Origin of the sequence: Variovorax sp. LjRoot84, from assembly GCF_964254305.1 — a bacterium.
Taxonomy (GTDB): domain Bacteria; phylum Pseudomonadota; class Gammaproteobacteria; order Burkholderiales; family Burkholderiaceae_C; genus Variovorax.
Genome location: NZ_CAXUTE020000001.1, coordinates 40,132 through 63,884, shown reverse-complemented (window position 1 = coordinate 63,884; position 23,753 = coordinate 40,132). Strand labels below are relative to the sequence as shown.

General features: G+C 67.6%; 28 protein-coding genes. 10 read left to right on the top strand and 18 right to left on the bottom strand.

All coding sequences use genetic code 11. The features are described from left to right. Nucleotides 1-18: 18 nt before the first annotated feature. Nucleotides 19-1,419: an aminotransferase family protein gene (locus ACSQ9I_RS00340; protein WP_436311889.1), complete on the bottom strand. Its 1,401-nt coding sequence runs from the start codon at nucleotides 1,417-1,419 to the stop codon at nucleotides 19-21. 131 nt (nucleotides 1,420-1,550) lie between these two features. Between ACSQ9I_RS00340 and ACSQ9I_RS00335 the strand changes: the two genes are divergently transcribed. Next, entirely contained in the window at nucleotides 1,551-2,468 is a 918-nt protein-coding gene (locus tag ACSQ9I_RS00335; protein ID WP_436311888.1) for a LysR substrate-binding domain-containing protein, read from the top strand. A gap of 15 nt (nucleotides 2,469-2,483) precedes the next feature. On the opposite strand, the gene ACSQ9I_RS00330 is transcribed toward ACSQ9I_RS00335, so the two are convergent. Continuing rightward, entirely contained in the window at nucleotides 2,484-3,779 is a 1,296-nt protein-coding gene (locus tag ACSQ9I_RS00330) for a hypothetical protein (RefSeq protein WP_436311887.1), read from the bottom strand. A gap of 105 nt (nucleotides 3,780-3,884) precedes the next feature. On the opposite strand from ACSQ9I_RS00330, the gene ACSQ9I_RS00325 reads away from it, so the two are divergent. After that, nucleotides 3,885-4,307 carry a PaaI family thioesterase gene (locus ACSQ9I_RS00325; protein ID WP_436311886.1) on the top strand — a complete coding sequence of 141 codons (423 nt, stop codon included), beginning with the start codon at nucleotides 3,885-3,887 and terminating at the stop codon, nucleotides 4,305-4,307. Between the two features lie 49 nt (nucleotides 4,308-4,356). Further along, nucleotides 4,357-5,715 (top strand): solute carrier family 23 protein, encoded by a 1,359-nt coding sequence (locus ACSQ9I_RS00320; protein ID WP_436311885.1) that lies wholly within the window; start codon nucleotides 4,357-4,359, stop codon nucleotides 5,713-5,715. On the opposite strand, the gene ACSQ9I_RS00315 is transcribed toward ACSQ9I_RS00320, so the two are convergent. Beyond that, a complete protein-coding gene (locus ACSQ9I_RS00315) occupies nucleotides 5,682-6,017 on the bottom strand; it encodes a hypothetical protein (protein ID WP_436311884.1) in 336 nt (111 codons plus the stop codon). The genes ACSQ9I_RS00320 and ACSQ9I_RS00315 overlap by 34 nt on opposite strands. A gap of 201 nt (nucleotides 6,018-6,218) precedes the next feature. Between ACSQ9I_RS00315 and minC the strand changes: the two genes are divergently transcribed. The 3 genes from minC to minE are packed head-to-tail and all read left to right on the top strand — an operon-like array spanning nucleotide 6,219 to nucleotide 8,126. Beyond that, nucleotides 6,219-6,974 carry a septum site-determining protein MinC gene (minC, locus tag ACSQ9I_RS00310; RefSeq protein WP_436302266.1) on the top strand — a complete coding sequence of 252 codons (756 nt, stop codon included), beginning with the start codon at nucleotides 6,219-6,221 and terminating at the stop codon, nucleotides 6,972-6,974. 48 nt (nucleotides 6,975-7,022) lie between these two features. After that, nucleotides 7,023-7,838: a septum site-determining protein MinD gene (minD, locus tag ACSQ9I_RS00305; protein ID WP_436308276.1), complete on the top strand. Its 816-nt coding sequence runs from the start codon at nucleotides 7,023-7,025 to the stop codon at nucleotides 7,836-7,838. Between the two features lie 3 nt (nucleotides 7,839-7,841). Then, nucleotides 7,842-8,126 carry a cell division topological specificity factor MinE gene (gene minE, locus ACSQ9I_RS00300; protein WP_093106928.1) on the top strand — a complete coding sequence of 95 codons (285 nt, stop codon included), beginning with the start codon at nucleotides 7,842-7,844 and terminating at the stop codon, nucleotides 8,124-8,126. A 15-nt stretch (nucleotides 8,127-8,141) separates the two neighbouring features. Here minE and ACSQ9I_RS00295 read toward each other — a convergent pair whose 3' ends face one another. Further along, nucleotides 8,142-9,047 carry an alpha/beta hydrolase gene (locus tag ACSQ9I_RS00295; RefSeq protein WP_436311883.1) on the bottom strand — a complete coding sequence of 302 codons (906 nt, stop codon included), beginning with the start codon at nucleotides 9,045-9,047 and terminating at the stop codon, nucleotides 8,142-8,144. A 190-nt stretch (nucleotides 9,048-9,237) separates the two neighbouring features. Then, the gene (locus ACSQ9I_RS00290) at nucleotides 9,238-9,840 is read right to left on the bottom strand and encodes a TetR/AcrR family transcriptional regulator (protein WP_093106933.1); all 603 of its coding nucleotides are present in this window, start codon (nucleotides 9,838-9,840) and stop codon (nucleotides 9,238-9,240) included. A gap of 100 nt (nucleotides 9,841-9,940) precedes the next feature. On the opposite strand from ACSQ9I_RS00290, the gene phaP reads away from it, so the two are divergent. Then, nucleotides 9,941-10,432, top strand: coding sequence for a TIGR01841 family phasin (phaP, locus tag ACSQ9I_RS00285; RefSeq protein ID WP_093106936.1), 492 nt, complete (start codon nucleotides 9,941-9,943; stop codon nucleotides 10,430-10,432). A gap of 106 nt (nucleotides 10,433-10,538) precedes the next feature. Next, complete coding sequence (locus ACSQ9I_RS00280) at nucleotides 10,539-10,787, top strand: hypothetical protein (RefSeq protein ID WP_093106939.1); 249 nt, start codon at nucleotides 10,539-10,541, stop codon at nucleotides 10,785-10,787. Nucleotides 10,788-10,791: 4 nt separating this feature from the next. Here ACSQ9I_RS00280 and ACSQ9I_RS00275 read toward each other — a convergent pair whose 3' ends face one another. The 3 genes from ACSQ9I_RS00275 to ACSQ9I_RS00265 form a co-directional block, all read right to left on the bottom strand. Further along, on the bottom strand, nucleotides 10,792-11,238 hold the full coding sequence (locus tag ACSQ9I_RS00275; RefSeq protein ID WP_436311882.1) for an RcnB family protein: 447 nt from the start codon (nucleotides 11,236-11,238) through the stop codon (nucleotides 10,792-10,794). 96 nt (nucleotides 11,239-11,334) lie between these two features. Next, complete coding sequence (locus tag ACSQ9I_RS00270; RefSeq protein ID WP_436302261.1) at nucleotides 11,335-11,688, bottom strand: hypothetical protein; 354 nt, start codon at nucleotides 11,686-11,688, stop codon at nucleotides 11,335-11,337. Between the two features lie 25 nt (nucleotides 11,689-11,713). Then, nucleotides 11,714-12,286, bottom strand: a complete 573-nt coding sequence (locus tag ACSQ9I_RS00265; RefSeq protein WP_436311881.1) for a cob(I)yrinic acid a,c-diamide adenosyltransferase — start codon at nucleotides 12,284-12,286, stop codon at nucleotides 11,714-11,716. Between the two features lie 58 nt (nucleotides 12,287-12,344). Between ACSQ9I_RS00265 and ACSQ9I_RS00260 the strand changes: the two genes are divergently transcribed. Continuing rightward, entirely contained in the window at nucleotides 12,345-13,769 is a 1,425-nt protein-coding gene (locus ACSQ9I_RS00260) for an FAD-binding oxidoreductase (RefSeq protein ID WP_436311880.1), read from the top strand. 63 nt (nucleotides 13,770-13,832) lie between these two features. Here the strand turns inward: ACSQ9I_RS00260 and ACSQ9I_RS00255 are convergent, their stop codons facing one another. From ACSQ9I_RS00255 to ACSQ9I_RS00215, 9 genes are all read right to left on the bottom strand, one after another. Continuing rightward, the gene (locus ACSQ9I_RS00255; RefSeq protein WP_436311879.1) at nucleotides 13,833-14,735 is read right to left on the bottom strand and encodes a CsgG/HfaB family protein; all 903 of its coding nucleotides are present in this window, start codon (nucleotides 14,733-14,735) and stop codon (nucleotides 13,833-13,835) included. 117 nt (nucleotides 14,736-14,852) lie between these two features. Next, the gene (locus ACSQ9I_RS00250) at nucleotides 14,853-15,794 is read right to left on the bottom strand and encodes a ParB/RepB/Spo0J family partition protein (RefSeq protein WP_436311878.1); all 942 of its coding nucleotides are present in this window, start codon (nucleotides 15,792-15,794) and stop codon (nucleotides 14,853-14,855) included. Between the two features lie 5 nt (nucleotides 15,795-15,799). Continuing rightward, nucleotides 15,800-16,342 (bottom strand): RBBP9/YdeN family alpha/beta hydrolase, encoded by a 543-nt coding sequence (locus tag ACSQ9I_RS00245; protein WP_436308272.1) that lies wholly within the window; start codon nucleotides 16,340-16,342, stop codon nucleotides 15,800-15,802. A 42-nt stretch (nucleotides 16,343-16,384) separates the two neighbouring features. Then, nucleotides 16,385-17,239, bottom strand: coding sequence for a ParA family protein (locus ACSQ9I_RS00240; RefSeq protein ID WP_436311877.1), 855 nt, complete (start codon nucleotides 17,237-17,239; stop codon nucleotides 16,385-16,387). Nucleotide 17,240: 1 nt separating this feature from the next. Continuing rightward, nucleotides 17,241-17,855 carry a LysE family transporter gene (locus tag ACSQ9I_RS00235; protein WP_436311876.1) on the bottom strand — a complete coding sequence of 205 codons (615 nt, stop codon included), beginning with the start codon at nucleotides 17,853-17,855 and terminating at the stop codon, nucleotides 17,241-17,243. Between the two features lie 59 nt (nucleotides 17,856-17,914). Then, nucleotides 17,915-18,553, bottom strand: coding sequence for a 16S rRNA (guanine(527)-N(7))-methyltransferase RsmG (gene rsmG, locus ACSQ9I_RS00230; protein WP_436311875.1), 639 nt, complete (start codon nucleotides 18,551-18,553; stop codon nucleotides 17,915-17,917). Further along, nucleotides 18,550-20,499 carry a tRNA uridine-5-carboxymethylaminomethyl(34) synthesis enzyme MnmG gene (gene mnmG / locus ACSQ9I_RS00225; RefSeq protein ID WP_436311874.1) on the bottom strand — a complete coding sequence of 650 codons (1,950 nt, stop codon included), beginning with the start codon at nucleotides 20,497-20,499 and terminating at the stop codon, nucleotides 18,550-18,552. The genes rsmG and mnmG overlap by 4 nt, the downstream gene beginning before the upstream one ends. 50 nt (nucleotides 20,500-20,549) lie before the next feature. Further along, entirely contained in the window at nucleotides 20,550-21,524 is a 975-nt protein-coding gene (locus tag ACSQ9I_RS00220; RefSeq protein ID WP_436311873.1) for a transglutaminase-like domain-containing protein, read from the bottom strand. After that, entirely contained in the window at nucleotides 21,521-21,706 is a 186-nt protein-coding gene (locus ACSQ9I_RS00215) for a DUF1328 family protein (protein ID WP_093106971.1), read from the bottom strand. The genes ACSQ9I_RS00220 and ACSQ9I_RS00215 overlap by 4 nt, the downstream gene beginning before the upstream one ends. A 186-nt stretch (nucleotides 21,707-21,892) precedes the next feature. Between ACSQ9I_RS00215 and gstA the strand changes: the two genes are divergently transcribed. Next, nucleotides 21,893-22,501 carry a glutathione transferase GstA gene (gene gstA / locus ACSQ9I_RS00210; protein WP_436311872.1) on the top strand — a complete coding sequence of 203 codons (609 nt, stop codon included), beginning with the start codon at nucleotides 21,893-21,895 and terminating at the stop codon, nucleotides 22,499-22,501. Here gstA and ACSQ9I_RS00205 read toward each other — a convergent pair. Beyond that, nucleotides 22,494-23,717 carry a YbfB/YjiJ family MFS transporter gene (locus ACSQ9I_RS00205; RefSeq protein ID WP_436311871.1) on the bottom strand — a complete coding sequence of 408 codons (1,224 nt, stop codon included), beginning with the start codon at nucleotides 23,715-23,717 and terminating at the stop codon, nucleotides 22,494-22,496. The two genes, gstA and ACSQ9I_RS00205, sit on opposite strands and share 8 nt — an antisense overlap. Between the last annotated feature and the right edge of the window lie 36 nt (nucleotides 23,718-23,753).

The following is a 23,753-nucleotide window of genomic DNA, read 5'->3' as shown; positions in this document are numbered from 1 at the left end:
TTCAGAAATGAATAGGGTTCACGCGGCCAGGCCCTTGCGCGCGATCTCGTCGGCGAGATCGCGCAGGGACTTCTCGAGCAGGTCAGCGAGCTCGTCGATCTCCGGCTCGGTGATCGTGAGCGGCGGCGTGATCATCTGGAAGTCGCCGAAGGCGCCGAGGTTGGCGCGGCGGTTGTAGAGCGCGATGCCGTGCTTCAAGCCGTGCTCGGTGAGCCGGGCGGGCGCGTTGAAGGCCACCGGCAGCTGGCGGCGTGTGGCCTTGTCGGCCACGATCTCGATCGCGGTCAGCAAACCCTTGCCGCGCACGTCGCCGACGATGGGCGAACGCGCGGCGACTTCGGTGAGGCGCGCCATCAGGTACGCGCCCCTGTCGCGGGCGCGCGCGACAAGGCCCTGCCGGACCACCTCGTCGACCACCGCATGCGCGACCGCGCAGGAAAGCGGATTGGTGAAGTAGGTATGGCCGTGCACGAAGCCGCCGCTGGCAGCCACGGCATCGACGATGCGGTCGGGCGCGAGCAGGCAGCCCAGCGGCGTGTAGCCGGCGGCCAAGCCCTTGGCCAAGGTCACGAGATCGGGGCGCGCGGCCGGCCAGTGGTGCGCGGCGAGGAAGGCGCCGGTGCGGCCGGCGCCGCTCATGATCTCGTCGTAGATGACCAGCACGCCATGGCGGTCGCAGATGCTGCGCACGCGCTCGAAGTAGGCCGCCGAGGACACCACCGCGCCGGTCGAGAGCCCGCCGATCGGTTCGACGATGAAGGCCAGCACGGTCTCCGGGCCTTCGCGCAGGATGGCCTGTTCGAGTTCGTCGGCGCACGCCAGCGCATGGGACTCGACGGTGTGCCCTTCCGGCACGCGGTAGGACAGCGGTGCCGGCACCTTCGGCATCGCGCGGATCATCGGCCCGTAGAGATTGAGCGTGTTGGCATCGCCCGTGACCGCCAGCGCGCCCAGCGTGGAACCGTGGTAGCTCGGGTTGCGCGAGATCACCTTGGCGCGGCTCGCCTGGCCCCTGACCACCGCGTACTGCCGAGCGAGCTTGATCGCCGATTCGTTGGCTTCCGAGCCGCCCGAGACGAAGAAGGCGCGATCGAAGCCCTCGCCCGCGAGCGCGCAAACGCGGTCGGCCAGCGCGATGTTGTGCTCGCTCTCGAAGAAGCGCGGGTAGGCGAAGCTGACCTTGGCCGCCTGCTCGGTCATCGCGGCCAGCACGCGCGGATTGCCGTGGCCGATGTTGGCGACCACCGCGCCGGCGGTGGCGTCGAGATAGCGCTTGCCGTCGGCGTCCCACAGGAAGATGCCCTCGCCGCGCGCAATGCGGGGCGGGCGCGGCGCGCCCTTGGGCGCATAGAAGCCGAGGACGGTGCCGCCCTGCGGCGTGTCGCCCACGAAGCGTGCAGTGGGGGTCTGGGTGCTCATTAAGTAACCTCTGCGCTGCGCGCTCCGGTATTCGCCTTGGGAACGGCCCTGCGGCGCATACCGTCGAAGATACGAAGAGACCGGCGCCAGCGGTAGACGTATGGGACGATGAAGTGCTATACGTGCTGCGCATGAAGACCACGCACGACCGCCTGGACCTCCTCGACACTTTTCTGCGCATCGGCGACACCGGCTCGCTCAGCAAGGCGGCCCGCCTGCTCGGCACCACGCAGCCGACGGTGAGCCGCAGGCTGCTGGAGCTCGAACGCCTGCTCGGCTGCAAGCTCGCGATACGCACCACCGCGAGCTTCTCGCTGACCGACGAAGGCCGCTCGCTGCTGGCCGAGGCGCACGACCTGACCGATCGCTGGTCGGGCCTGTCGAACCGGCTCTCGGGCGGGCAGAGCCGGCCCGAGGGCACGCTGCGCGTGATCGGCCCCTCCGGCTACGGCACCGGCTTCCTGACCGATGCAGTGACCGATCTGCGCGCCGCCCATCCCGGCCTGCGCATCGAGCTGACGCTGACCGATCGCGTGGTCGACCTCGCCGCCTCGGGCGCGGAGTGCTGGGTCTGCGTCGGCGAGGTGCGCGACCCGGGGCTGGTCTGCCGCCAGCTCGGCTCGATGGAGCGCGTGCTGCTCGCCACACCCGCGCTGCTCAAGCGCCTGGGGCCGGTGACCCTGGCGCGGCTGCCCTCGCTGCCCTGCGTCGGGCTGGTGCCCTACGTGATGGGCAGCGTGCGCCTGCTCGACAAGGCCGGGCGCTCGCGCATCGTGGCGCTGGACACGCCGATCCGCACCGATAGCCTGCTGTCGAGCTACCGCGCCATCCTCAACGGCGCGGGCATCGGGGCGGCGGCGCCGTGGATGTGCCAGGACGACCTGCAGGCCGGCCGGCTCAAGCGGGTGCTGCCTCAATGGTGGCTGGAGCCGGTCGGGATCCACGTCGCGTTGCCGCCAGGGATCTATAGACCCGCGCGTGTGACCGCCTTCATCGAAGCGCTCAAGCGGCGCATGCATGCGCTGCCCGGTTTCCGCCCGGCGCCCTGAGCCTCAGCGCGGCTTCTACGGCGGCTTCTTTTTCTTCTCTTCGTCCTCGCCGCCGAACAGCTTTTCCACCTGCTGCCCGATGCGCGCGCCGATGGCGGTGCCGACACCCGGCAGCACGGCCGTGCCCACTGCGGCGCCGGCCAGCGCGCCGCCGGTCAGCGAAAGCTGCGGCTCGTCGAGCGTGCCGGCGAGCTTGAAGGGCACGCCGACCACGCCGTCGACCAGGTCGATTGCTGCCTCGCCGCTCAGGCGCCGGTTGAGCACCGTGGCGCTGCCGCTCGCGGTGAGCAAGCCGGAGCGCGCCTGCAGGCCGGTGTAGCGAAGCACGATGCCGTCGTCGCCGGACTGGGTGTCGAGGGTGCCCGTGAGTTCGTCGAACACGGTCTGGCCGCTGCGGTCCGCGCCGGCGGTGCTGACTGCCTTCGCGAGATCGAAGCCCTTCAAGGTCGCGGGCTTGACCGTGAATCGGGTGCGCGTGTGCAGCCGGCGCACCATCTCGCCCAGGTTGTCGCCCTCGGTTTCGAGCTCGGTCTGGCCGTCGATCCTGCCTTCGACCGCGTTGCGCCGCGCAAAGGCGCCGACCAGCCCGGCGATGTCCACGCCCTTCGGCGACAGCTGGGCCGTGAGGCGCATCCGGCCCTGGTCGAGCACCCGCAGCGCCGCATCGCCGTTCCACGAGCCGCCGCCCACATCGATCTTCACGCGCCAGCGGTCCTGCTCGCCTTCGCGTTCGGCGCGCATCCTCGCGGCGGGCGATGCGCCGCGCCGCGACACTTCGGCCTCGCGCGGGCGCCAGCCGCGGTCGAAGCGCAGGTCGGCGTCGTAGGCCAATCCGATGTCGCGGCGGTCGATCCAGGTCACATCGCGCAGCCGCAGGTGTTCGAGCGGAACCTCCGCCGGGCTCCACGCGCCGGCCAACGCCGTGGCCGCATCGCTCCACTGCCAACGCCCGCGGAAGGCGCGCACCGAGGTGCGCGGCAGCACGGCACCCTCGATTTCGACGGCATCGATCGCGATCCTGCGATTCCACAGCGCGGCGAGCTGCGGCCGCACGACCACGCGCCGCACGGTGATTGGGCGCTCCTGCACGGTCGCGAGATCGCTCAGCACCACCACCGGGATCGGCCTCAGCGACCAGTGCGCCCCGCCGATGCGAAGGCCGATGCCGGAGGCCTTCTCGAAGCGCTGGCCGATCTCGGCCGCGAGCGCTTCGTCGCTCGGCAACAGCCGCCAGGCCAACAGGGCCAGGCCGCCCAGCAAGAGCAGCACCGCGACGGCGGTGCCGGTGATCCATCGTCCTGCGCGGGTCATGATGAAAGCTTATGCCGTACAAGGCCGGCGGCAGTGTCGGCGGGAGGCCCGTCGTATCAGGGCCAGTCGCTATAGTTTTGGCCACATCGAACAGGAGAATGCCGCATGCCCATCTGGAAAAAAGAAATCTCGATCGAAGAACTGACTCGCAGCCACATCGACACCGCGGTCCAGACGCTGGGCGTCGAGTTCCTCGAGATCGGTGACGACTTCATTCGCGCCCGCGTGCCGGTGAACGAGCGCACGCGCCAGCCCTTCGGCATCCTGCACGGCGGCGTGTCGGTGGTGCTGGCCGAGACGCTGGGCTCCTGCGGCGCCCACTACTCGGCGCCCGAAGGCGAGCGCTGCGTGGGGCTGGACATCAATGCCAATCACATCAAGGCCACGACCTCCGGCTGGGTCACCGGCACCGCGCGGCCGGTGCACCGCGGCCGCAGCACGCAGGTGTGGCAGATCGACCTGACCAACGACGCGGGCGAACTCACTTGCGTTTCCCGCATCACCATGGCGGTGCTGAAGGCGCGCTGACCGGCTGAGCCCGGGATCCCGACAAAGACAACAACCGAGGAGAAGAACAATGAGCGATTCCTACCTTCCCCGCTGGCGCGAAGTCGCAGCCGGCAGCACCGCCGTGGTGGCGCCCGACGAGCGGCTGCCCTGGCCGCAAACGGCCGCGATGGGCGTGCAGCACGTGATCGCGATGTTCGGCGCCACGGTGCTGGCGCCGATCCTCATGGGCTTCAATCCCAACATCGCGATCCTGATGAGCGGCGTCGGCACGCTGATCTTCTTCGTCGTCACCGGCGGCCGGGTGCCCAGCTACCTGGGCTCGAGCTTCGCCTTCATCGGCGTGGTGATCGCGGCCACGGGCTATGCCGGCCAGGGGCCGAACGCCAACCTGGGCGTGGCGCTGGGCGGCATCATCGCCTGTGGCCTGGTCTACACATTGATCGGCATCCTGGTGGCCGTCACCAACGAGCGCCATCACAAGACGGCGCCCCTGCGCGGCGTGGAGGTCGAGGAGATCGAGCAGGACGTTGCGGTGCACTGGATCGAACGGCTGATGCCGCCGGTGGTCACCGGCGCGGTGGTCGCGGTGATCGGGCTCAACCTGGCGAGCGTGCCGATCAAGAACATGGCGCCGACCGGCTTCGACACCTGGATCCAGGCGCTGACCTTTCTTTGCGTCGGCCTGATCGCGGTCTACACGCGCGGCATGGTGCAGCGCTTGCTGATCCTGATGGGGCTGATCGCCGCGAGCGTGATCTACGCAGTGCTGACCAACGGCCTCGGGCTGGGCAAGCCGATCGACTTCACGGCCCTCGGCTCCGCGCCATGGTTCGGCCTGCCGCGGTTCGCGGCGCCGGTGTTCGATGTCAACGCCATGCTGCTGATCACGCCGGTGGCGGTGATCCTCGTGGCCGAGAACCTGGGCCACATCAAGGCCGTGAGCGCGATGACGGGGCGCGACCTCAACCCCTATCTCGGCCGCGCCTTCATCGGCGACGGCATCGCGACCATGGTGAGCGGCGCGGCCGGCGGCACCGGCGTCACGACCTATGCGGAAAACATCGGCGTGATGGCGGCCACCAAGATCTATTCCACGGCGATGTTCGTGGTCGCCGCGCTGATCGCGCTGCTGCTGGGCTTCAGCCCCAAGTTCGGCGCGCTGATCCAGGCCATCCCGCTGCCGGTGATGGGCGGCGTCAGCATCGTGGTCTTCGGCCTGATCGCGGTCGCGGGCGCCAAGATCTGGGTCGACAACAAGGTCGACTTCTCGCAGAACAAGAACCTGATCGTGGCTGCGATCACGCTGATCATCGGCACCGGCGACTTCACGCTGAAGTTCGGCCAGTTCGCGCTCGGCGGCATCGGCACGGCGACCTTCGGCGCGATCCTGCTCTACGCGCTGCTGAGCCGCTCGCGCCAGGCCTGAATGCGCCGGCGCGGGAGGGTGCGCGATCGGTGGACGATTTCGATGCGCGCCATGAGTTCGCGAAACAGTCCCATCGGATCCTCGACCATGCGCGTCACCGGATAGCTGCCGAGCGCAAAGCCGGCAAAGCAGATCTGGACGCGGTCGAAGTACAGGAAGAGGCCCTGGCCCGCGTCCTGCAGGCAGCGCTCGGCTGTTTCGAAGAAATCGTCGCGCGGAAGCGCGGCCTGCGCTGCCGCCGCACCGAGGCTGTAGGTGTAGAGGTCGGGCTGGACGGTCCGGATATCGAGGATGGGTTGCATGGCAGGAAATGGGCCGTTTTGAAGCGGGCCAGTCTGTGAAGAGATTTCCGGGGCCCGTGTAGGAATCGGGCGCTCCTTCATGACCGCAAAAAATGCAACCTGGTGCAAGAGATGTTGTGCCGCGTGTTCTTTCACCAGCCTGTCAGCGGCGTGCGGCCTGCTCCCCGTTAGACTCCAACGCTTTTCGCACCAACGTTTTCCATGGCCGATGCTTCCGCCGCGCGCACCAAGGCGGTATTCGAATTCAAGAGCGCGACGCTGCCGCTGATCGCCGTGATCCTCAAGACGGCCGAGCTCGGCGTTCTCGCCGAGGCGCTGGACGTCCAGTTGGCCGATTCGCCTGACTTCTTCGATCAGGAGCCGGTGGTCATCGACCTCTCGCAGCTGCAGGAGGACCAAGCGGGCGCCAATATCGACTTTGCCGCGCTGCGCGCGTTGCTGGCGCGCCACCAGACGCAGCCGATCGCCGTGCGCGGCGGCAACGATGCGCAGAATGCCGCGGCCCGTGCCGCCGGCCTGTCGCTGGCCGCGATGCCGGTGACGCCGAGCCCCCGCCCGCCTGCGCCGCCGGCCGAGGCGCCCAGCGAGGCGCCGCAAATCGTGCGCGAAGTGCCGGTGCCGGCGAATGGCACGCTGGTGATCGACAAGCCCTTGCGCTCGGGCCAGCAGGTGTATGCGCGGGGCGGCGACGTGGTCGTGACCGCCGTGGTCAGCTTCGGCGCCGAGGTGATCGCCGACGGCAACGTCCACGTCTATGCACCGCTGCGCGGCAAGGCGATCGCCGGTGCGCGCGGCAATGCCGAGGCGCGCATCTTCACGACCTGCATGGAAGCGCAGCTGGTGGCGATCGCGGGCATCTACCGCACCTCGGAAGTCGCTCTGCCGGCAGACATCGCAGGCAAGCCGGCACAGATCTCGCTCGACGGCAAGAAAATCGTGATGAGCGCGATTCAATGAAGCGGCGCGCCTCGCGCACCTGACAACCGAAATAAACGAAGGAATGGAATGGCCAAAATTGTGGTGGTGACCTCGGGCAAGGGCGGCGTCGGCAAGACGACCACGAGCGCGAGCTTTGCGTCGGGGCTCGCGCTTGCCGGCAAGAAGACGGCCGTGATCGATTTCGACGTCGGCCTGCGCAACCTCGACCTGATCATGGGCTGCGAACGGCGCGTGGTGTACGACCTGATCAACGTGATCCAGGGCGAGGCCAACCTGAATCAGGCCCTCATCAAGGACAAGCAGTGCGACAACCTGTTCGTGCTGGCCGCTTCGCAGACGCGCGACAAAGACGCGCTCACGCAGGACGGCGTCGAGAAGGTTCTGACGGACCTCGGCGGAATGGACTTCGACTACATCGTCTGCGACTCCCCGGCCGGCATCGAGACCGGTGCGCTGATGGCGATGCACTTCGCCGACGAGGCCCTGGTCGTGACCAATCCGGAAGTTTCGTCGGTGCGCGATTCCGACCGCATCCTCGGCATGCTCGGCAGCAAGACGAAGCGCGCGAAGAACGGCGGCGACCCGATCAAGGAGCACCTGCTGATCACGCGCTACAACCCGAACCGCGTGGCCGGCGGGCAGATGCTCTCGCTGGAGGACATCAAGGACATCCTGCGCATCAAGCTGATCGGCGTGATCCCCGAATCCGAAAGCGTACTCCAGGCTTCCAACCAGGGCGTGCCCGCGATCCACGACAAGGAAAGCGACGTGGCCGAGGCCTATAGCGACGTGGTGGCGCGCTTCCTCGGCGAAGACAAGCCGATGCGCTTCATCGATGCCGAGAAGCCGGGCTTCTTCAAGCGCATGTTCGGAGGGAGATAAGCCATGTCCCTCCTCTCGTTCCTCTTGGGCGAAAAGAAGAAGACTGCGAGCGTCGCCAAGGAGCGGCTGCAGATCATCCTCGCGCACGAGCGCAGCAGCTTGAGCGGCAAGAAGCGGCCTGACTACCTGCCGGAACTGCAGCGCGAGCTGATCGCGGTGATCTCCAAGTACGTGTCGATCAAGGCCGAGGACATCAAGGTCAACCTGGAGAAGCAGGACGACCTCGAGGTGCTCGAGGTCAAGATCGAGCTGCCCGACGCGGCAGCGGCCGCGCTCGCGGCGCGCTGAAGCTTCTTCCGGCGCTCAGGGCCGGACGATGAACGCGACCACTTCCTGCAGCACCGAGGGCTCCTTGAGGATGCGCCGGTGGCCCAGGCCTTCGGTCGCGATCAGCCGCGCGCCCGCGATCGCATCGCAGTAGGCCACGCCGTCCGCGAAGCGATTGACACGGTCATCACGGTCGTGCACGACCAGCGTGGGCTGGCCGATGCGCGGGCCGACGGCGGCCGGCTCCAGGAGCGGCATCAGGATGCCCTCGCGCGCCTCGATCCGCCGCTGCATCGCGGCGCGCGTGCGCTCGCTGAGGCCGAACACGTGCGCGAAATAGCGCGTGAACGCGTGCGGCGACGCGGGCGGCGCCAGCAGCACCAGGCTTTGCGTGGGCAGGCCGCGGCCCGCGGCGTAGGCCAGCGCGTTGGCACCCAGCGAGTGCGCGACCACGGCCTGCAGGATGGCGCCCTGCTGCACCAGCCGCGCTGCCATGTAGTCGATGGCACGTGCGAACTGCGGCAAGTTGCTGACGGTGCCCGCGCTGCGGCCATGGGCCGGCATCTCGAGCAGCACCGGCGTGAAACCCTCGGCCGCCACGGCCTGCGCGAGCGCCAGCATCTGGCCCGCATGACCGCCCCAGCCGTGCACCAGCAGGACCTTCGGCGTGTCGGCGGCCATCACGGCGGGCGTGTAGAGGCCCATGCTCGCGTCCTCGAAGGGCCAGGCTTCGCGCCGCCAGCCCGCGCCCGGGCCGTGGCGCCGGTTGATCCATTTGAGCGGCAGCGGCGTGCCGAAGAGCCGATAGGCGGCGCGGACCCCAAGAGCCGGCCAGGCGCGTTGCACCGTGCCCAGCGCGAAGCGCAGTGCGCGCATCGCGAGGCTGGCGCCGTAGTAGTTGGAAGCGGCGGCGCTGGCGCCGGTGCTGATGGTGGATTCCATGCTCAGTACCAGACCCAGTCTTCGTTGCTGCGCGGGAGGCTGCGCACGGTATCAACGACGGAACGGATGCCCAGCCCCACCAGGCAGGCTCCAAGAAAGAGAAAAGCGATCAACATGAGGTTTCTCCTTTTATCGCACAGTTGTGCGAAATTCAGACAAAGGAACGGGCAAGGCAGACAGACATGGGGGTTCAGGCCCGGTAGCTGGCGACCAGCCGTTGCCAGGTCAGCACGGCGCGCTCAGCGGCACGCGGGTCGCGCAGGAAGCGCGCGTCGTGCAGCAGGGCCATCACCAGGCCGTTGATTTCGCTCACGAGCTGCGCGGGGTCGGTCTCGGCCTTGAGCTCGCCGGTCTCGATGGCCTGCAGCACGGTGCGCCGGAGCGCGGCGCGCCAGCGCGTGACTTCTTCCAGCAGCAGGTCCCGCAGCTCGCCTTCGCGGTCGTCGAGCTCGAAGGCTCCGGCGGTGTAGATGCAGCCGGTTTCGATCTCCACGTCGCGCGTGCGCACGATCCAGCGAGACACGATCTCGTCGAGGCGCGCGAGGCCCTTGGGCTTTTGCATCGCAGGCACGAAGACATCGGCCAGGAAGCGGCGGCCGAATTCCTCGATCACCGCCTTCTGCAAGGCCTCGCGCGACCCCACGCGCGAGAACACCCCGCTCTTGGACAAGCCCAGCCGCGTGGCCACCGCTTGCAGCGTGATGGCCTCCAGGCCCTCGGCCGAGGCGAGATCCATCGCCGCACCGACGATGGCGGTGCGGGTCATCTCGCTCTTCTGGGTCTTGGCGTCCATGCGAGCCAATTTAGCACATACGTGCGAAATTGCAAGCCACTTCCATGAAGCCCTGGTGTGGGCGTATCGTGGCAGCCCCAACCACAGAACGGAGAAAAGCATGGCAACAAGCAGCAAATCGAGCGGCGCCACCGCCGCCAAGAAAGCGCGCCCCACGGCCGCGGAGGATGTCCAGGACGCCTTCATCAAGCCCCTCAAGGGCATGGCCGAACGCCTGCAGAACCTTCCGCTGGCGGGCGCCGCAGGCGCCATCGTCGAGAGCGGGCGCAAGGACCTGCAGGCGCTGGTGCAGGCCAACGAGAAGTCCTACCAGGGGTTGCAGGCGGTGGTGCAGCGCCAGACCGAGATGCTCAAGGCATCGATCGTCGAATGGCAGGGCACGGTGAAGGGGATGTCGCCCGCCGACCCGCGGGAGAATCTCGCCAAGCTCGATGCCATGGGCAAGGCCGCCTTCAAGCAGGCGCTCGACGACATCCGCGAGCTGTCGGAACTGGCGGCCAAGTCGCAGGCCGAGGCTTTTGACATCGTGAGCGAACGCATCCGGTCCAACGTGGACGAGGTCAGCAAGCTGCTGCAGCCGAAGCGCAAATGATGCCTCGCCGATGTCTTATGGCCTGATCCGAGAAAAAGGTCCGTGACGCTTCACACAGGAAGCGTACATTGGTCCCCATTCCTCAGCGATCGGAAAAGAACCAGCCATGGCATCGACTTCCACTTCCACGCGCACTTCCCCGACGGCGGCCGATGAAGCCGCGGCCCGGGAGCGGCTGCGGCAGGCGCTGCCTGCCACGGTCGATCTGCTGACCCAGCGCCAGGCCGACCGGATCGACGACAAGGACATCGACGCCTACGTGAAACTGAACTGGCTCGAATGGCATGGCGGCGGGCTGCGCCTGACCATCACCGGGCGCAACGTGTGCGCCCAGATGGCGCCGACCGCCGTCTGAAGCCTTACTGGCCCGCGATGATCTGCGCGATCAGGCCGGTGGCGATGGCTGCCAGCACATAGTCGCCTCCGACGCCGACCCACTGGTAGCCACGCGGGGGCGCATGCAGCCGGTGGCCACGCCAGTCGCTGACCACGTAGTTGCGGCCGCGGTATTCGCGCGGCACGTAGCCGCCGCGGCGCCATTCGGCACGCGGATGCGAATAGCCGTGGCGGTCGAAATGGCGGCCCTCCCGAAAGTCCTGGTGAGCACCGTGGCGTTCGAAATGACGCTGCTGCTGCTGCTGCTGCTGCTGCTGCTGCTGCTGCTGCTGCTGCTGCTGCTGCTGCTGGTAGTGCTGCGGGCCCCGGCGATCGTCGTGGTCGAACCGGCGGTCCTGCGCAAAGGCACTGCCCGCCATGCACATCGCGAGCGCCGCTGCGGCCACGGCCATGCTCTTGGACTCGATCATCTTGGAACTCCTTCGCGTTGATGAGGAGTTCAGTGTCGAAGGCCCGTGTGTCGCTCGCGCGCCATGCATGTACGCGCGAGGTGAAGCAAGGTAAAGCTAGGGCGCGCTGCCCTGCGGCCCGACCGGCGGCGGCGCGGCATGGCCGCCGCCGAGCTTGCGCCCGAAGGCCTCGCCCACCCTGCGCACCGGCCGGCTCGCGCGCTCCGACACGTTGTTGACGCCACGCTCGGTGGCGCTGCCCGCGCGGTCGATGCCGCGGCCGGCGGCATCGGAACCGCGCTCGATGCCGCCGAGGACCTTGTTGTCGCGCGGCGGGGTTTTCAGGGTGTTGGCACGCTGCGCCTTCGGTGGGTTGTCGGCGCTCTGGGCCGACGCGGCAACCGGCAGCGCGAGCATGGCCGCGAATGCGAGCGCGGCGATCAATGCGGGAGAACGGGGTTCGATGGGCATGGTTCGGGTTCCTGGGTTCAAGTCGTCATTCTTCACTGGCAGCGGCACGCGCCATGCGCTCGCTCTTCCAGTACACGTCGTCGCCGCCGTCGACGCGGTTGAGCACGCGCGCCAGCACGAACAGCAGATCGCTCAGGCGGTTGAGGTACTGGCGCAGCGCATCGTTGAGTTCGGCCCCGGCGCCGAGCGCGACGACCGCACGCTCGGCGCGCCGCGCGACCGTGCGGCACACGTGCGCCTGCGAGGCGGCGCGGGTGCCGGCCGGCAGGATGAACTCGGCCAGGCGCGGCAGCGCCGCATTGTGCTCGGCCAGCGCGTTGTCGAGCTGCAGCAGCGCATCGGCCTTGAGCAGCGTGTAGCCCGGCATCGAGAGCTCGCCGCCGAGGTTGAAGAGCTGGTGCTGCACGTCGACCAGCAGCTCGCGCACGGGCGCCGGCATCGGCTCGCACAGCAGCACGCCGATGTGCGAGTTGAGTTCGTCCACGTCGCCCATCGCGTGCACGCGCAGGTGGTCCTTGGGCACGCGCGTGTTGTCGCCGAGGCCGGTGGTGCCGTCGTCGCCGGTGCGCGTGGCGATCTGAGTGAGTCGATTGCCCATGTCGGGGCCCTTTTCGAATGCGGTTCGTAGAATGGTAGACCCTTCAGGAGACCCGCCGATGAACGCCCCCGCCGCCCGTTCCCATCTCACGCCCGAGATCGCGCTGCGCGAGGTGCCCGATGCGCTGATCGCAGCCTTGAAGGCGCGCTTTGCCGAGCGCTGCTCGACCGCGATGGCGGTGCGCACGCAGCACGGGCGCGACGAGTCCTCCTTCGATGCGCCGCCGCCCTCGGCCGTGGTCTTCGCCGAGAGCACGCAGGACGTGGCCGATGCGGTCAAGCTTGCGAGCGACTGCAGCGTGCCGGTGATCCCCTTCGGCGTCGGCTCCTCGCTCGAAGGGCATCTGCTCGCGGTGCAGGGCGGCATCAGCATCGACGTGAGCCGCATGAACCGCGTGCTCTCGACCAACGCCGACGACCTCACGGTCACGGTGCAGCCCGGCGTCACGCGCAAGCAGCTCAACGACGAGATCAAGAGCACCGGCCTCTTCTTTCCCATCGACCCCGGCGCCGACGCTTCGATCGGCGGCATGACCGCCACCCGCGCGAGCGGCACGAACGCGGTGCGCTACGGCACCATGCGCGAGAACGTGCTGGCGCTCGAGGTGGTCACCGCGAGCGGCGAAGTGATCCGCACCGGCACGCGCGCGAAGAAGTCATCGGCCGGCTACGACCTCACGCGTCTCATGGTCGGCAGCGAGGGCACGCTGGGCGTGGTGACCGAGATCACGCTGCGCCTCTATCCGCTGCCCGAGGCGGTGTCGGCCGCGATCTGCTCCTTCCCGAGCATCGAGGCGGCCGTGCGCACCACCATCGAGATCATCCAGCTGGGCGTGCCGATCGCGCGTGTGGAGCTGATCGACGTCAACACCGTGCGCATGGTGAACGCCTACGCCAAGCTCGGCCTGCGCGAGGAACCGATGCTCCTGATGGAGTTCCACGGTTCGCCGGCCGGCGTCAAGGAACAGGCCGAGACCGTGCAGGAACTGGCCAGCGGCCACGGCGGCAAGGCTTTCGAATGGGCCAGCACGCCGGAAGAGCGCACGCGCCTGTGGACCGCGCGGCACAACAGTTATTTCGCGGCCGTGCAGTCGCGCCCCGGCTGCCGCGTGATCTCGACCGACACCTGCGTGCCGATCTCGCGGCTGGCCGACTGCCTGCTCGAATCGGTGGCCGAGGCCGATGCCAGCGGCATCCCCTACTTCCTGGTCGGCCACGTGGGCGACGGCAACTTCCACTTCGGCTATCTGCTGGATCCGAATGCGCCCGAGGAGCGCGTGACGGCCGAGAAGCTCAACCACGCGCTGGTGTCGCGCGCGCTGGCGCTCGAAGGCACCTGCACCGGCGAGCACGGCGTGGGCCTGCACAAGATGGATTTCCTGGTCGCCGAAGCCGGCGCCGGCGCGATCGACATGATGCGCACGATCAAGCGCGCGCTCGATCCGAAGAACATCATGAACCCCGGCAAGATCTTCAGCCTCTGAAGAAGAATGCAAAAAGCCCGGGGCTCGAAGAGCCGCCGGGGTTTGCACCCTGAGCGCCGTGCCTTATTTCTTGGTGCCGTTGCGGCGCGCCGGCGCACGCTCTGCCGGCGCCGAGGTCTGCGACGGCGCCACGCCGCCATCGACACCCAGCCGGCCGCCGCCGCCCAGGCCCTGCCCTTGCACCGTCTGCGCCTTGTAGTTGCGCAGCGAAACGACCATCTGGTTGAAGGCGTCCATGAAGGCGGCGCTGATCACCTTGCCCTGCGCGGTGTTGGTGTAGCCGCCGAGAGCGCCGGCACCGCTGCCGCCGAAGACCGAGCCGAAGGCGCCGAAGTCGGTCTTGGAGGCGCTGCCTTCCGAGGCCGCGACCTGCACGCCGGATCGGTTGTCGATCAGCGTCAAGAGTGCGCTGGCTTCCTTGGTCTGCAGGTTGCCGCCGACCGCTGCCAGCACGCCGCTGTAGCGCCCGCCCACCAGGCCGCCCAAGGAGCCGCCGACACCGCCGGCATTGCTGTTGCTGAACACGATCTCGGGCGACATGCCGTAGTCGGAAGCCACCATCTGGCCGCGGCCGAAGTTGCTGCCCTGGCGCATTTCGCCCGACTGCATGAGATCGCGCTCGCGCGACATGGCGTTCATGCCGGCCGCACCGCGCTCGACCACCACGAAGCAGTTGGATTGCTGAATCAAGAGGCGCAGCAGGTTGGCCGTCGGGGGCAGCTTGTATTCGTTGCGCAGGATGGTGTACCAGCCCGCCGACTGGTTCTCGATCAGCGACACGGTGCCCAGTGGCGAGGCGCAGCGCTCGAGCGAGCTGCTGGTATTGGCCGATGCACTGCCGGCTGCGCTGCCGGTCGCCACGGTCTTCGCGCTCTGGCTGCCCATCTGCATGTCCGTGGTCTGGCAACCGGTCAAAAGAAGCGCCCCCACGGCGACGGCGGCAAGCGGAAGTCGAGCGATGTGCATGGTGGAATCTCCTCCGAGAACTTTCGGGCTAAAGTTAAAAAAAGTAACTCCTGAGCATATGCGCAAAGAAGCCGGCGAATCAATCGCCCGGAAGGAAGGGATCCGAGATGTGGTGAGTTATGCCGTTTGGCGGATGCGGTCGATCAGACCGTTGAGCGCATCGAGCGAGCCGAAGTGGATCGCGAGTTCGCCGCTCTCCTCCACCTTCCCGTTGCGCTTGCTGCGCTTCTTGATGCGCACTTCGACTTCGGCCGCCAGCAGATCGGCCAGCTCTTCCTCCACGCGCTGGAGGTCGCGCGACTTCTCGGCGGCGCCGCGCCGCGGCGACGGCGTGAGGCTGAACTCGGCGGCCAGCTTCTTGACCAGCGCCTCGGCCTCGCGCACCGAGAGCTTCTTGGCGGCGATCTGGTTGGCCGCGGTGATCTGGGTGCCCTTGTCGAGCGAAAGCAGCGCGCGCGCATGGCCCATGTCGATGTCGCCCGCCATCAGCATCGCCTGAGCCGGTTCGGCCAGGTTCAGAAGACGCAACAGATTACTGGCGGCGCTGCGCGAACGGCCCACCGCCTGGGCCGCAGATTCGTGAGTGAGCCCAAACTCGGCGACCAAGCGTTGCAGGCCTTGGGCCTCTTCCAGCGGGTTGAGGTCTTCGCGCTGGATATTCTCGATCAGCGACATGGCAGCGGCGGCTTCGTTCGGCACGTCGCGCACGAGCACGGGCACGCTGTCGAGGCCGGCCAGCTTGGCCGCGCGGAAGCGGCGCTCGCCCGCGATGATCTCGAACTCGGCGTTCTTGGTGCGCGCCGCATCTCCGTCGAGGCGGCGAACCAGGATCGGCTGCATGATCCCCTGCGCCTTGATGCTCTCGGCCAGCTCGTAAAGCGCGCCCTCGTCCATGCGCGTGCGCGGCTGGTAGACGCCGGGCACCATCTGGTCGAGGTTCAGCGCGGTCGGGTTGGGCGGCGCGGCATCGTCGTTGGCGGAGCTGTCCGGACCGTTGAAGGTCGGGCCCAGCAGGGCTTCGAGTCCGCGGCCGAGGCCCTTGGGTTTCTTGGTGGCCATCGAGGTCATTCTTCTTTCCATAGATCGTTCAGCAATTGACGGCCATGGGGCCAGTCGCCCAGGCCGGATTCGCCGTTGAGGTGGCCGCCTCGACCTGCGTCGATGTAGCGGGCTCCCCAGTCGCCGGCCATTGCGCGCGAGCGCTCGGCAGCACAGTAGGGGTCGTCGTTGGCCGCGATCATGAGAGCGCGGAATGGCAAGGGTTGGCGCACGATCGGCGCCCAGCCCGGGATCAGCTCGCGCAGGTCCTCGCGCTCCAGATCGCCCGGCGCGACCAGCAGCGCGGCCGCCACCTTGTGCGTGTTGCGCGAATGCGCGGCCCAGGCGGCGACGAGGATGCAACCCAGGCTGTGCGCCACCAGCGCGACCTGCCCCGGCGCAGCCAGGATCTCTTCTTCGAGGCGGGCCGACCAGTCACCGCGCAAGGGGCGCATCCAGTCATGCTGCTCGACTCGATGATCGCCATGAACCGCCTCCCAGCGACTCTGCCAATGCGGCGGGTCGCTGTCTTGCCAGCCGGGCAACAACAGGATTTTCGGGACAGTCATCTGCTGCGAAATTGATAGCAAAAGAGATCGATCCCGCGGGCCTCAGAGGCCGTTCGGATCCTGGATCGCAACCGGCGGCGCATCCATCGGTTCCGGTGCGGGCACGGGCGAAGCGCCGGCCAGCGCACTGGCCGGCGGCATCTTCTCGACCAGCTCCTGCGCAAAAGCGATGAAAGCCTGGCTGCCCCGGGCCGCCGGATCGAAGATCACGCCCGGCAGGCCATAGCTCGGCGCCTCGGCCAGTCGCACATTGCGCGGGATCACGGTGTCGAACACCTTCTCGCCGAAATGGGACTTGAGTTGCTCGCTGACTTGCTGCTGCAGCGTGATGCGCGGATCGAACATCACGCGCAGCAGTCCGATGATCTGCAAATTCTTGTTGAGGTTGGCGTGCACCTGCTTGATGGTGTTGACGAGGTCGGTCAGCCCTTCGAGCGCGAAATACTCGCACTGCATTGGCACGATCACGCCGTGGGCGGAGCACAGACCGTTGAGCGTGAGCAGGCTCAGGCTGGGCGGGCAGTCGATCAGGATGAAGTCGTACTCGGCACCGACGGCGGCCAGCGCGGTACGCAGGCGCTTTTCGCGCCGGTCGAGCGCGACCATTTCCACCTCGGCGCCGGCCAGCTCGCGGTTCGCGCCCAGCACGTCATAGCCGCATTTTTCGGACTTCACCCGTGCTTCGGCCACGGAAGCGGACTCGAGCAGCACGTCGTACACCGTCGTTTCCAGCTGCCGCTTGTCGATGCCCGAACCCATGGTGGCGTTGCCCTGGGGATCCAGATCGATCATCAGGACCCGCTGGCCCACCTTGGCCAGCCCGGCGGCCAGGTTGACGGCGGTCGTGGTCTTGCCGACGCCGCCCTTCTGGTTCGCGATGCAGAAGATCTTCGCCATGCTATCTGGACACCGCCAGCTTGAGGCCGAAGGCAATCAGGAAGACGCCGGCGAGCTTTTCCAGCGTGGCCGAGATGCGGGGATTGGCGCGCAGGCGCTCGGCCAGGAAATGCGTGAGCAGCGTCGCGATCAGGCAATAGATGAAGGTCAGCGCGGCGATGGTCAGTGCCATCACCGCGAAGGTCGTGAGCCCCTGGTGGCGAGCCGGGTCGACGAAGAGCGGGAAGAAGGCCATATAGAAGACGATCGCCTTCGGATTCAGCAGCGTGATCATCAAGGCCTGCCGGAAGTACTGCTGCGGACGGATGTTCAGGACTGGCGCGGCGCCCGGCTTGGCCGTCAGCATCTTGAATCCCAACCAGGCGAGGTAGGCCGCACCCAGCCATCGGACGGCCTTGAACGCGGGCGGATAGGCGCCCAGCAAGGCGGCGACACCGGCCACGGCAGCCCACATCAGCATCTGGTCTCCGGCGATCAAGCCCAGGGCGGCGGCCAGCCCGCCACGGATTCCGCCCTTGCCGGTGGAGGTGATGATCGCCAGGTTCCCGGGTCCGGGAATCGCGAGAAATATGATGATGGCGACGACGAACGCGCCGTAGTCAGCGATGCCGAACATGAAATTGCCTTGGATGGGAGAGCGTCGAGTCTAAGCGAGGTCGACGCGTCGGGCGCCTGTCAGGAGGCAGCTTTTCGCGCCCATACGATGCAGCGCTCGGCATCGAGGCCCGGAACGCTCAATTGTTCCACGTGAAACACATCGATTCCCGGCGGCAGCTCTGTCAATTCGTCGCTGGGCACCTTGCCCTTCATGGCCAACCAAAGCCCGCCGGGCGCCAGCAGGCGTATCGAGCCGGTGAAGAAATCGGGGAGCGAAGCAAAGGCGCGTGAACTGATGAGTTCGTAATTTCCGGCCAGCGATTCGACACGCGCGTGCACGCCTCGCAGATTGGGCAGCCCCAGCTCGGCCGCGACCTGTTGAACAAAGGCCGCCTTCTTGGCCACGGCATCGAGGCAGCTGACATCGATGTCTTCGCGCAGGATCGCAATCACCACGCCCGGAAGACCAGCGCCGGCGCCGACGTCGAGCAGCTTCGCCCTCCCCGGCCACTCGCGGTTCAGCGGCCCGATCACCGACAGGCTGTCGAGCAGATGATGCGTCAGCACCGTCGTCGGATCGCGCAGCGCAGTCAGGTTGTAGACCTTGTTCCACTTGAGGATCAGCGCACCGTAGGCCCGTAGCCGTTCGCACTGGCGATCGCTCAGCGCGAGGCCGAGTTTGGCTGCGCCCTCGCGCAGCACCAGATCCTGGCTCATTCGTCGATCTGCTGCGGCTCGGCCGCTGCGTCTCGAGCGAAGGCGCGATGACCGCCTTTGCGCAGGTGAATCATCAAGAGCGAGATGGCTGCCGGCGTCACACCGGAGATGCGCGAAGCCAGCCCCAGGGTTTCCGGACGATGCTTGCTCAGCTTCTGCCGCACCTCGAAACTCAGCGCCGCGACCTGGCTGTAGTCGAGGTCGGCCGGCAGCTTGAGATTCTCGAAGTGCGCCGCGCGCTCGACCTCGTCATGCTGCCGGTCGATGTAGCCGGCGTACTTGGCCGCGATCTCGATCTGCTCGATCTCCGATTCGCCCAGGGGCTGGTCCGAGCCGTACTTCCCGCCGTCCAGCGACATCAGCGAGGCGTAACTTACATTGGGCCGGCGCAGCAGGTCGCCCAGGTTGTACTCACGCTCGATCGCCTTGCCGAGCACGCGTTCGGACTCGGCAGCCGGCAGGTTCCTCGGATTCACCCAAATAGAGCGCAGCCTGTCTGTTTCACGTGAAACAAGATCGCGCTTGCGCGAGAAGGCGTCCCAGCGCGCATCGTCCACCAAGCCCAGCTTGCGCCCGATCTCGGTGAGCCGCATGTCGGCGTTGTCTTCGCGCAGCTGCAACCGGAACTCGGCCCGGCTGGTGAACATGCGATAGGGCTCGGTCACGCCCTTGGTGATCAGGTCGTCGACCAGCACACCCAGGTAGGCTTCGTCGCGGCGGGGCATCCAGGCGGCCTCCCCTCTGCATTGCAGCGCCGCATTGATGCCGGCAAACAAGCCCTGCGCCGCCGCCTCTTCGTAGCCGGTGGTGCCGTTGATCTGCCCCGCAAAGAAGAGCCCCTGGATCGCGCGCGTCTCGAAGTTGCTCTTGAGTTCGCGCGGATCGAAGTAGTCGTACTCGATCGCGTAGCCCGGGCGCAGGATGTGGGCGTTCTCCAGACCCGCCATCGAACGCACCAACTGGTACTGGATGTCGAAAGGCAGGCTGGTCGAGATCCCGTTCGGGTAGTACTCGTTGGTCGTCAGGCCTTCGGGCTCCAGGAAGATCTGGTGGCTTTCCTTGTCCGCGAAGCGGTTGATCTTGTCTTCCACGCTCGGGCAGTAGCGCGGCCCGATGCCGTCGATCTTGCCGGTGAACATCGGGCTGCGGTCGAAGCCGGAACGGATGATTTCGTGCGTGCGCGCGTTGGTGTTCGTGATCCAGCACGGCATCTGCCGCGGGTGCAGGTCGGCCCGGCCCATGAAGCTGAAGACCGGCATCGGCCCGGCACCGCCCGGCATGCCGTCGCCCGGTTGTTCGACGCACTTCGAGAAGTCGATGCTCCGCCCGTCCAGCCGCGGCGGGGTGCCGGTCTTGAGCCGGCCTTGCGGCAACTTCAGTTCCTTGAGGCGCGCCGACAGGCTGACCGCCGGTGGATCGCCGGCGCGGCCGGCCTGGTAGTTGTCGAGCCCGACATGGATCCGGCCGTCGAGAAAGGTGCCTGCCGTCAGCACCACCGCGCGCGCGCGGAACGCGATGCCGACCTGCGTGATCGCGCCGACCACGCGGTCGCCCTCGATCATCAAATCATCGACTGCCTGCTGGAACAGCGACAGGTTCGGCTGGTTCTCGAGCCGGCGCCGGATCGCGGCCTTGTAGAGCACGCGGTCGGCCTGCGCGCGCGTCGCCCGCACCGCCGGCCCCTTGCTCGAATTGAGGATGCGGAACTGAATGCCGCCCTCGTCCGTCGCGATCGCCATCGCACCGCCCAGCGCATCGACCTCCTTCACCAGGTGCCCCTTGCCGATGCCGCCGATCGAGGGATTGCAGCTCATCTGCCCCAGCGTCTCGATGTTGTGGGTGAGCAGCAGCGTGCGCGCGCCCATGCGCGCGGAGGCCAGCGCGGCTTCGGTGCCGGCATGGCCGCCACCGACGACGATCACATCGAATTCTTCGGGGTACAGCATGGAGAGTGGGGGCGCACATGCGCGTGCGCTCGCGGAAAGGGGCGCTAATTTTAATCGCGCACCGTGCTCCGTGCGGTGTGGAGGGGCAAGCCGGGCCCGGCTATTTGCCTGGGCCGATTGCTATCATTTTGATAGCAATTCAAGGATTCGCCGGCCGCCGCCACCGGCGCCGGCTTCTCGATCCCGACCAGCTGCCCGCTGGGCTCGGGCTCGGCCGGCGGCGTGAGGCTTTCGTCCTGCAGTTCGCGCACGACCAGCGACTTGCCCGTCATGCGCACCGGCCCGAAGATGGTGCAGAAGGCGACGTCCTTCGCATCACGCCCCGTGCCCACGCGCACCAGGCGATCGACCGGCGCCATGCGCGTGGCATCGAACAAGACCCACCGCCCGCCCAGCCAGGCCTCGAACAGCGCATGAAAATCCTGCGGCGGCTCGTCGAACCACACATAGCCCACCACCAGCCGCGCCGGGATGTTGAGCGCGCGGCAGAAAGTGATGCCCAGGTGCGCGAAATCGCGGCACACGCCGGCGCGCTCGACGAAGACCTCGCGCGCGGTGGTGGTCGAGTCGCTGCTGCCCGGTTCGTAGGTGATGCTGTCGTGAATCCAGTCGGCCATGGCCTGCACGCGTCCGATGCCCGGCGGCAGGTCGCCGAAGAGCTGCTGCGCGCAGCGCGACATCAGGTCCGACTCGCAGTAGCGCGTCGGCATCATGTAGTGGAGGATCTCGTTGGGCACCTGGTTCACCGGCACTTCGGCCAGATCGGGCGGCACTTCCACGTGCGCGCGCTGGACGCTGGCGCGGTAGCGGATCTTCAGCGGCCCCGGCGGCGCATCGAAACGAATGAAGCGGTTGCCGCTGCCCTCGTCGCAGAAAACCTGCATTTCCACCGCCGGTTCGATCGCCAGATCCTCGCTGATCACAGTCTGTGCGCCGCTGCGCGCGGCCTCGATGTTGAGCAGCAAATGCGACGGCGCCTCGACCTCGTAGTCGAGCACCGTCTCCACGTTCGAGTAGTGCGTCAATCCAGCGCTTTCTTCACCGCGCCCACCCCGAGCGCCGCAAGAACGAGGAACACGACCGCCAGGATCAGGAACAGCCCGAACAGCACCTTCGCGATGCCGGCCGCGCCGGCCGCCACGCCGCCGAAGCCGAGGGCGCCGGCGATCAGCGAGATCACCGCAAAAATGATGGCGTACTTCAACATGAGCGAGCTCCTTGCGTGCGGTCATCCGCCCGCGGTGCCGGGAGCATAGAAAGGCGCGCCGGCCGGCCCGATAGTCGCCGCGCCCAAGGCCCCGTAGGACAAACGCGCTCGCGGCGAACCCGCTAGCATCGGCCTCGCGTCTGCAAGAAAGAACGTTTCCCGAACATCCATTGGAGAGTTTTTCGCATGAAGCTGTATTACTCGCCGGGCGCCTGCTCGCTCTCGCCCCATATCGCGCTGCGCGAAGCCGGCCTCGCCTTCGAACCCGTGCTCGCCAGCACCAAGAGCCACAAGCTGCAGGATGGCACCGACTACTACGGCATCAACCCGCTCGGCTACGTGCCGATGCTCGAGCTCGACGACGGCACGCGCCTGCGCGAAGGTCCGGCCATCGTGCAGTACATCGCCGACCTCGCGCCGAACAAGAACCTCGCCCCCGCCAGCGGCACGCTCTCGCGCTACCGGCTGCAGGAGTGGCTCACCTTCATCGGCACCGAAATGCACAAGACCTACTCGCCGATGTTCAACCCCAACATGCCCGAAGAAGCCAAGGCCATCTTCAGGACCAAGCTCCAGTCGCGCTACGAGTGGCTCAACGGCGAGCTCGAAGGCAAGGACTACCTGATGGGCGAGCACTTCACGGTGGCCGACGGCTACCTGTTCACCGTCACCAACTGGACCAAGCCGACCGGCGTCGACATCTCGCCCTACGCGAATGTGCAGGCCTGGCATGCACGCGTCGGCGCCCGCCCGGCCGTGCAGGAAGCCATGAAGACCGAAGGCCTGCTCAAGTAAGCAGCAGCGGCCGCTGCCGCGAGGCGAGCGCAGCCCCGGCCCACAGCGTGATCGCCGAGGCCACCAGGCCGCGCGCCAGGCCGCCCGGCCCGTCGGAGATCCAGCCGGTCACGGTGGGCCCCACGATCTGCCCCAGCGCGAAGATGATCGTGAAGGCGCTGATGCCGGTGGCCCATTGTTCGGCCGGCAGGTTGTGGCGCACCAGCGCGGTGGTGGAGGCCACCACCGACAGGAACACTGCGCCGAACAGCAGTCCCGAGACCAGCGTCACCGGCCACGCGGCGCTCAGCACCGGCAGCAGGGTTGCCATGCCCAGCAAGGCATTGAGCACCGCCTGCGGCTGGCCGCCATGAAAGCGATCCAGCAAGCCGGCCCAGAGCCGCGCCGAAGCCACGCAGGCGACGCCGAGCAGCGCATAGAACATCGTGATGTTCGCCGGGCTCGCGCCCTGCTCGCGCAGCAGCGCGATCACGAAGGTCATGTAGCCGATGTAGCCGGCGCCGAAGAGCGCATAGCCCGCGAGCGCCCAGCCGAAACGACGTACTGCGCGCGCGGGCTGCGCGGCCGCCTCGTGCGCTGACGCCGGCGCAGCGGGTGCACGCGCCTCCCTCGGCATCGCATGCGCCGCGTACCCCAGCACGGCCGTTCCCGCGAAGCTCGCCAGCGCCAGCGCCCACCAGGCCCAGGCCCAGCCATGCGCTTCGCCCGCGGCAGCGTGCAGCACCGGCGGTACCAGGAGCGCCGACAAGGTGATGCCGAAGCCCGTGCCGCCGTAGTACAGGCCCAGCAGAAAGCCTGCGCGCGACGGCTGCAGCGTCCCGAGCCGCGCCGCCAGCAGGCCGCCCGCGACGAACACCCAGGCGCTCGCCAGCCCGGCCAGCAGGCGCTGCAACAGCAGCGCCGAGGCCGAGGTGAAGAAGCCGCTGGCCGCCATGAACAGGCTGGCCCACACCGCACCCCAGACCAGCAGACGCAGCGGCCCGAGGCGCCGCATCAAGGCCGGCGTCATCAATGCGCCCAGCAAATAGCCGGCCGCATTCGCGGTGTTCATCGCGCCGGCCAGCGTGTAGCTCCAGCCCAAATCCGCGCGCATCGGCGGCAGCAGCAAGCCATAAGAAAAGCGCGTGATGCCGAGCGAGACCGCGGCACCCATCGACAACGCAAGCGCGAGGCGCAGGGCCTGCGCGGGCGTGAGCGTGGCGGAATGCATCGTCATGGAGTGCGGGCATTCTGCTGCATCCCCTAGCAGCAA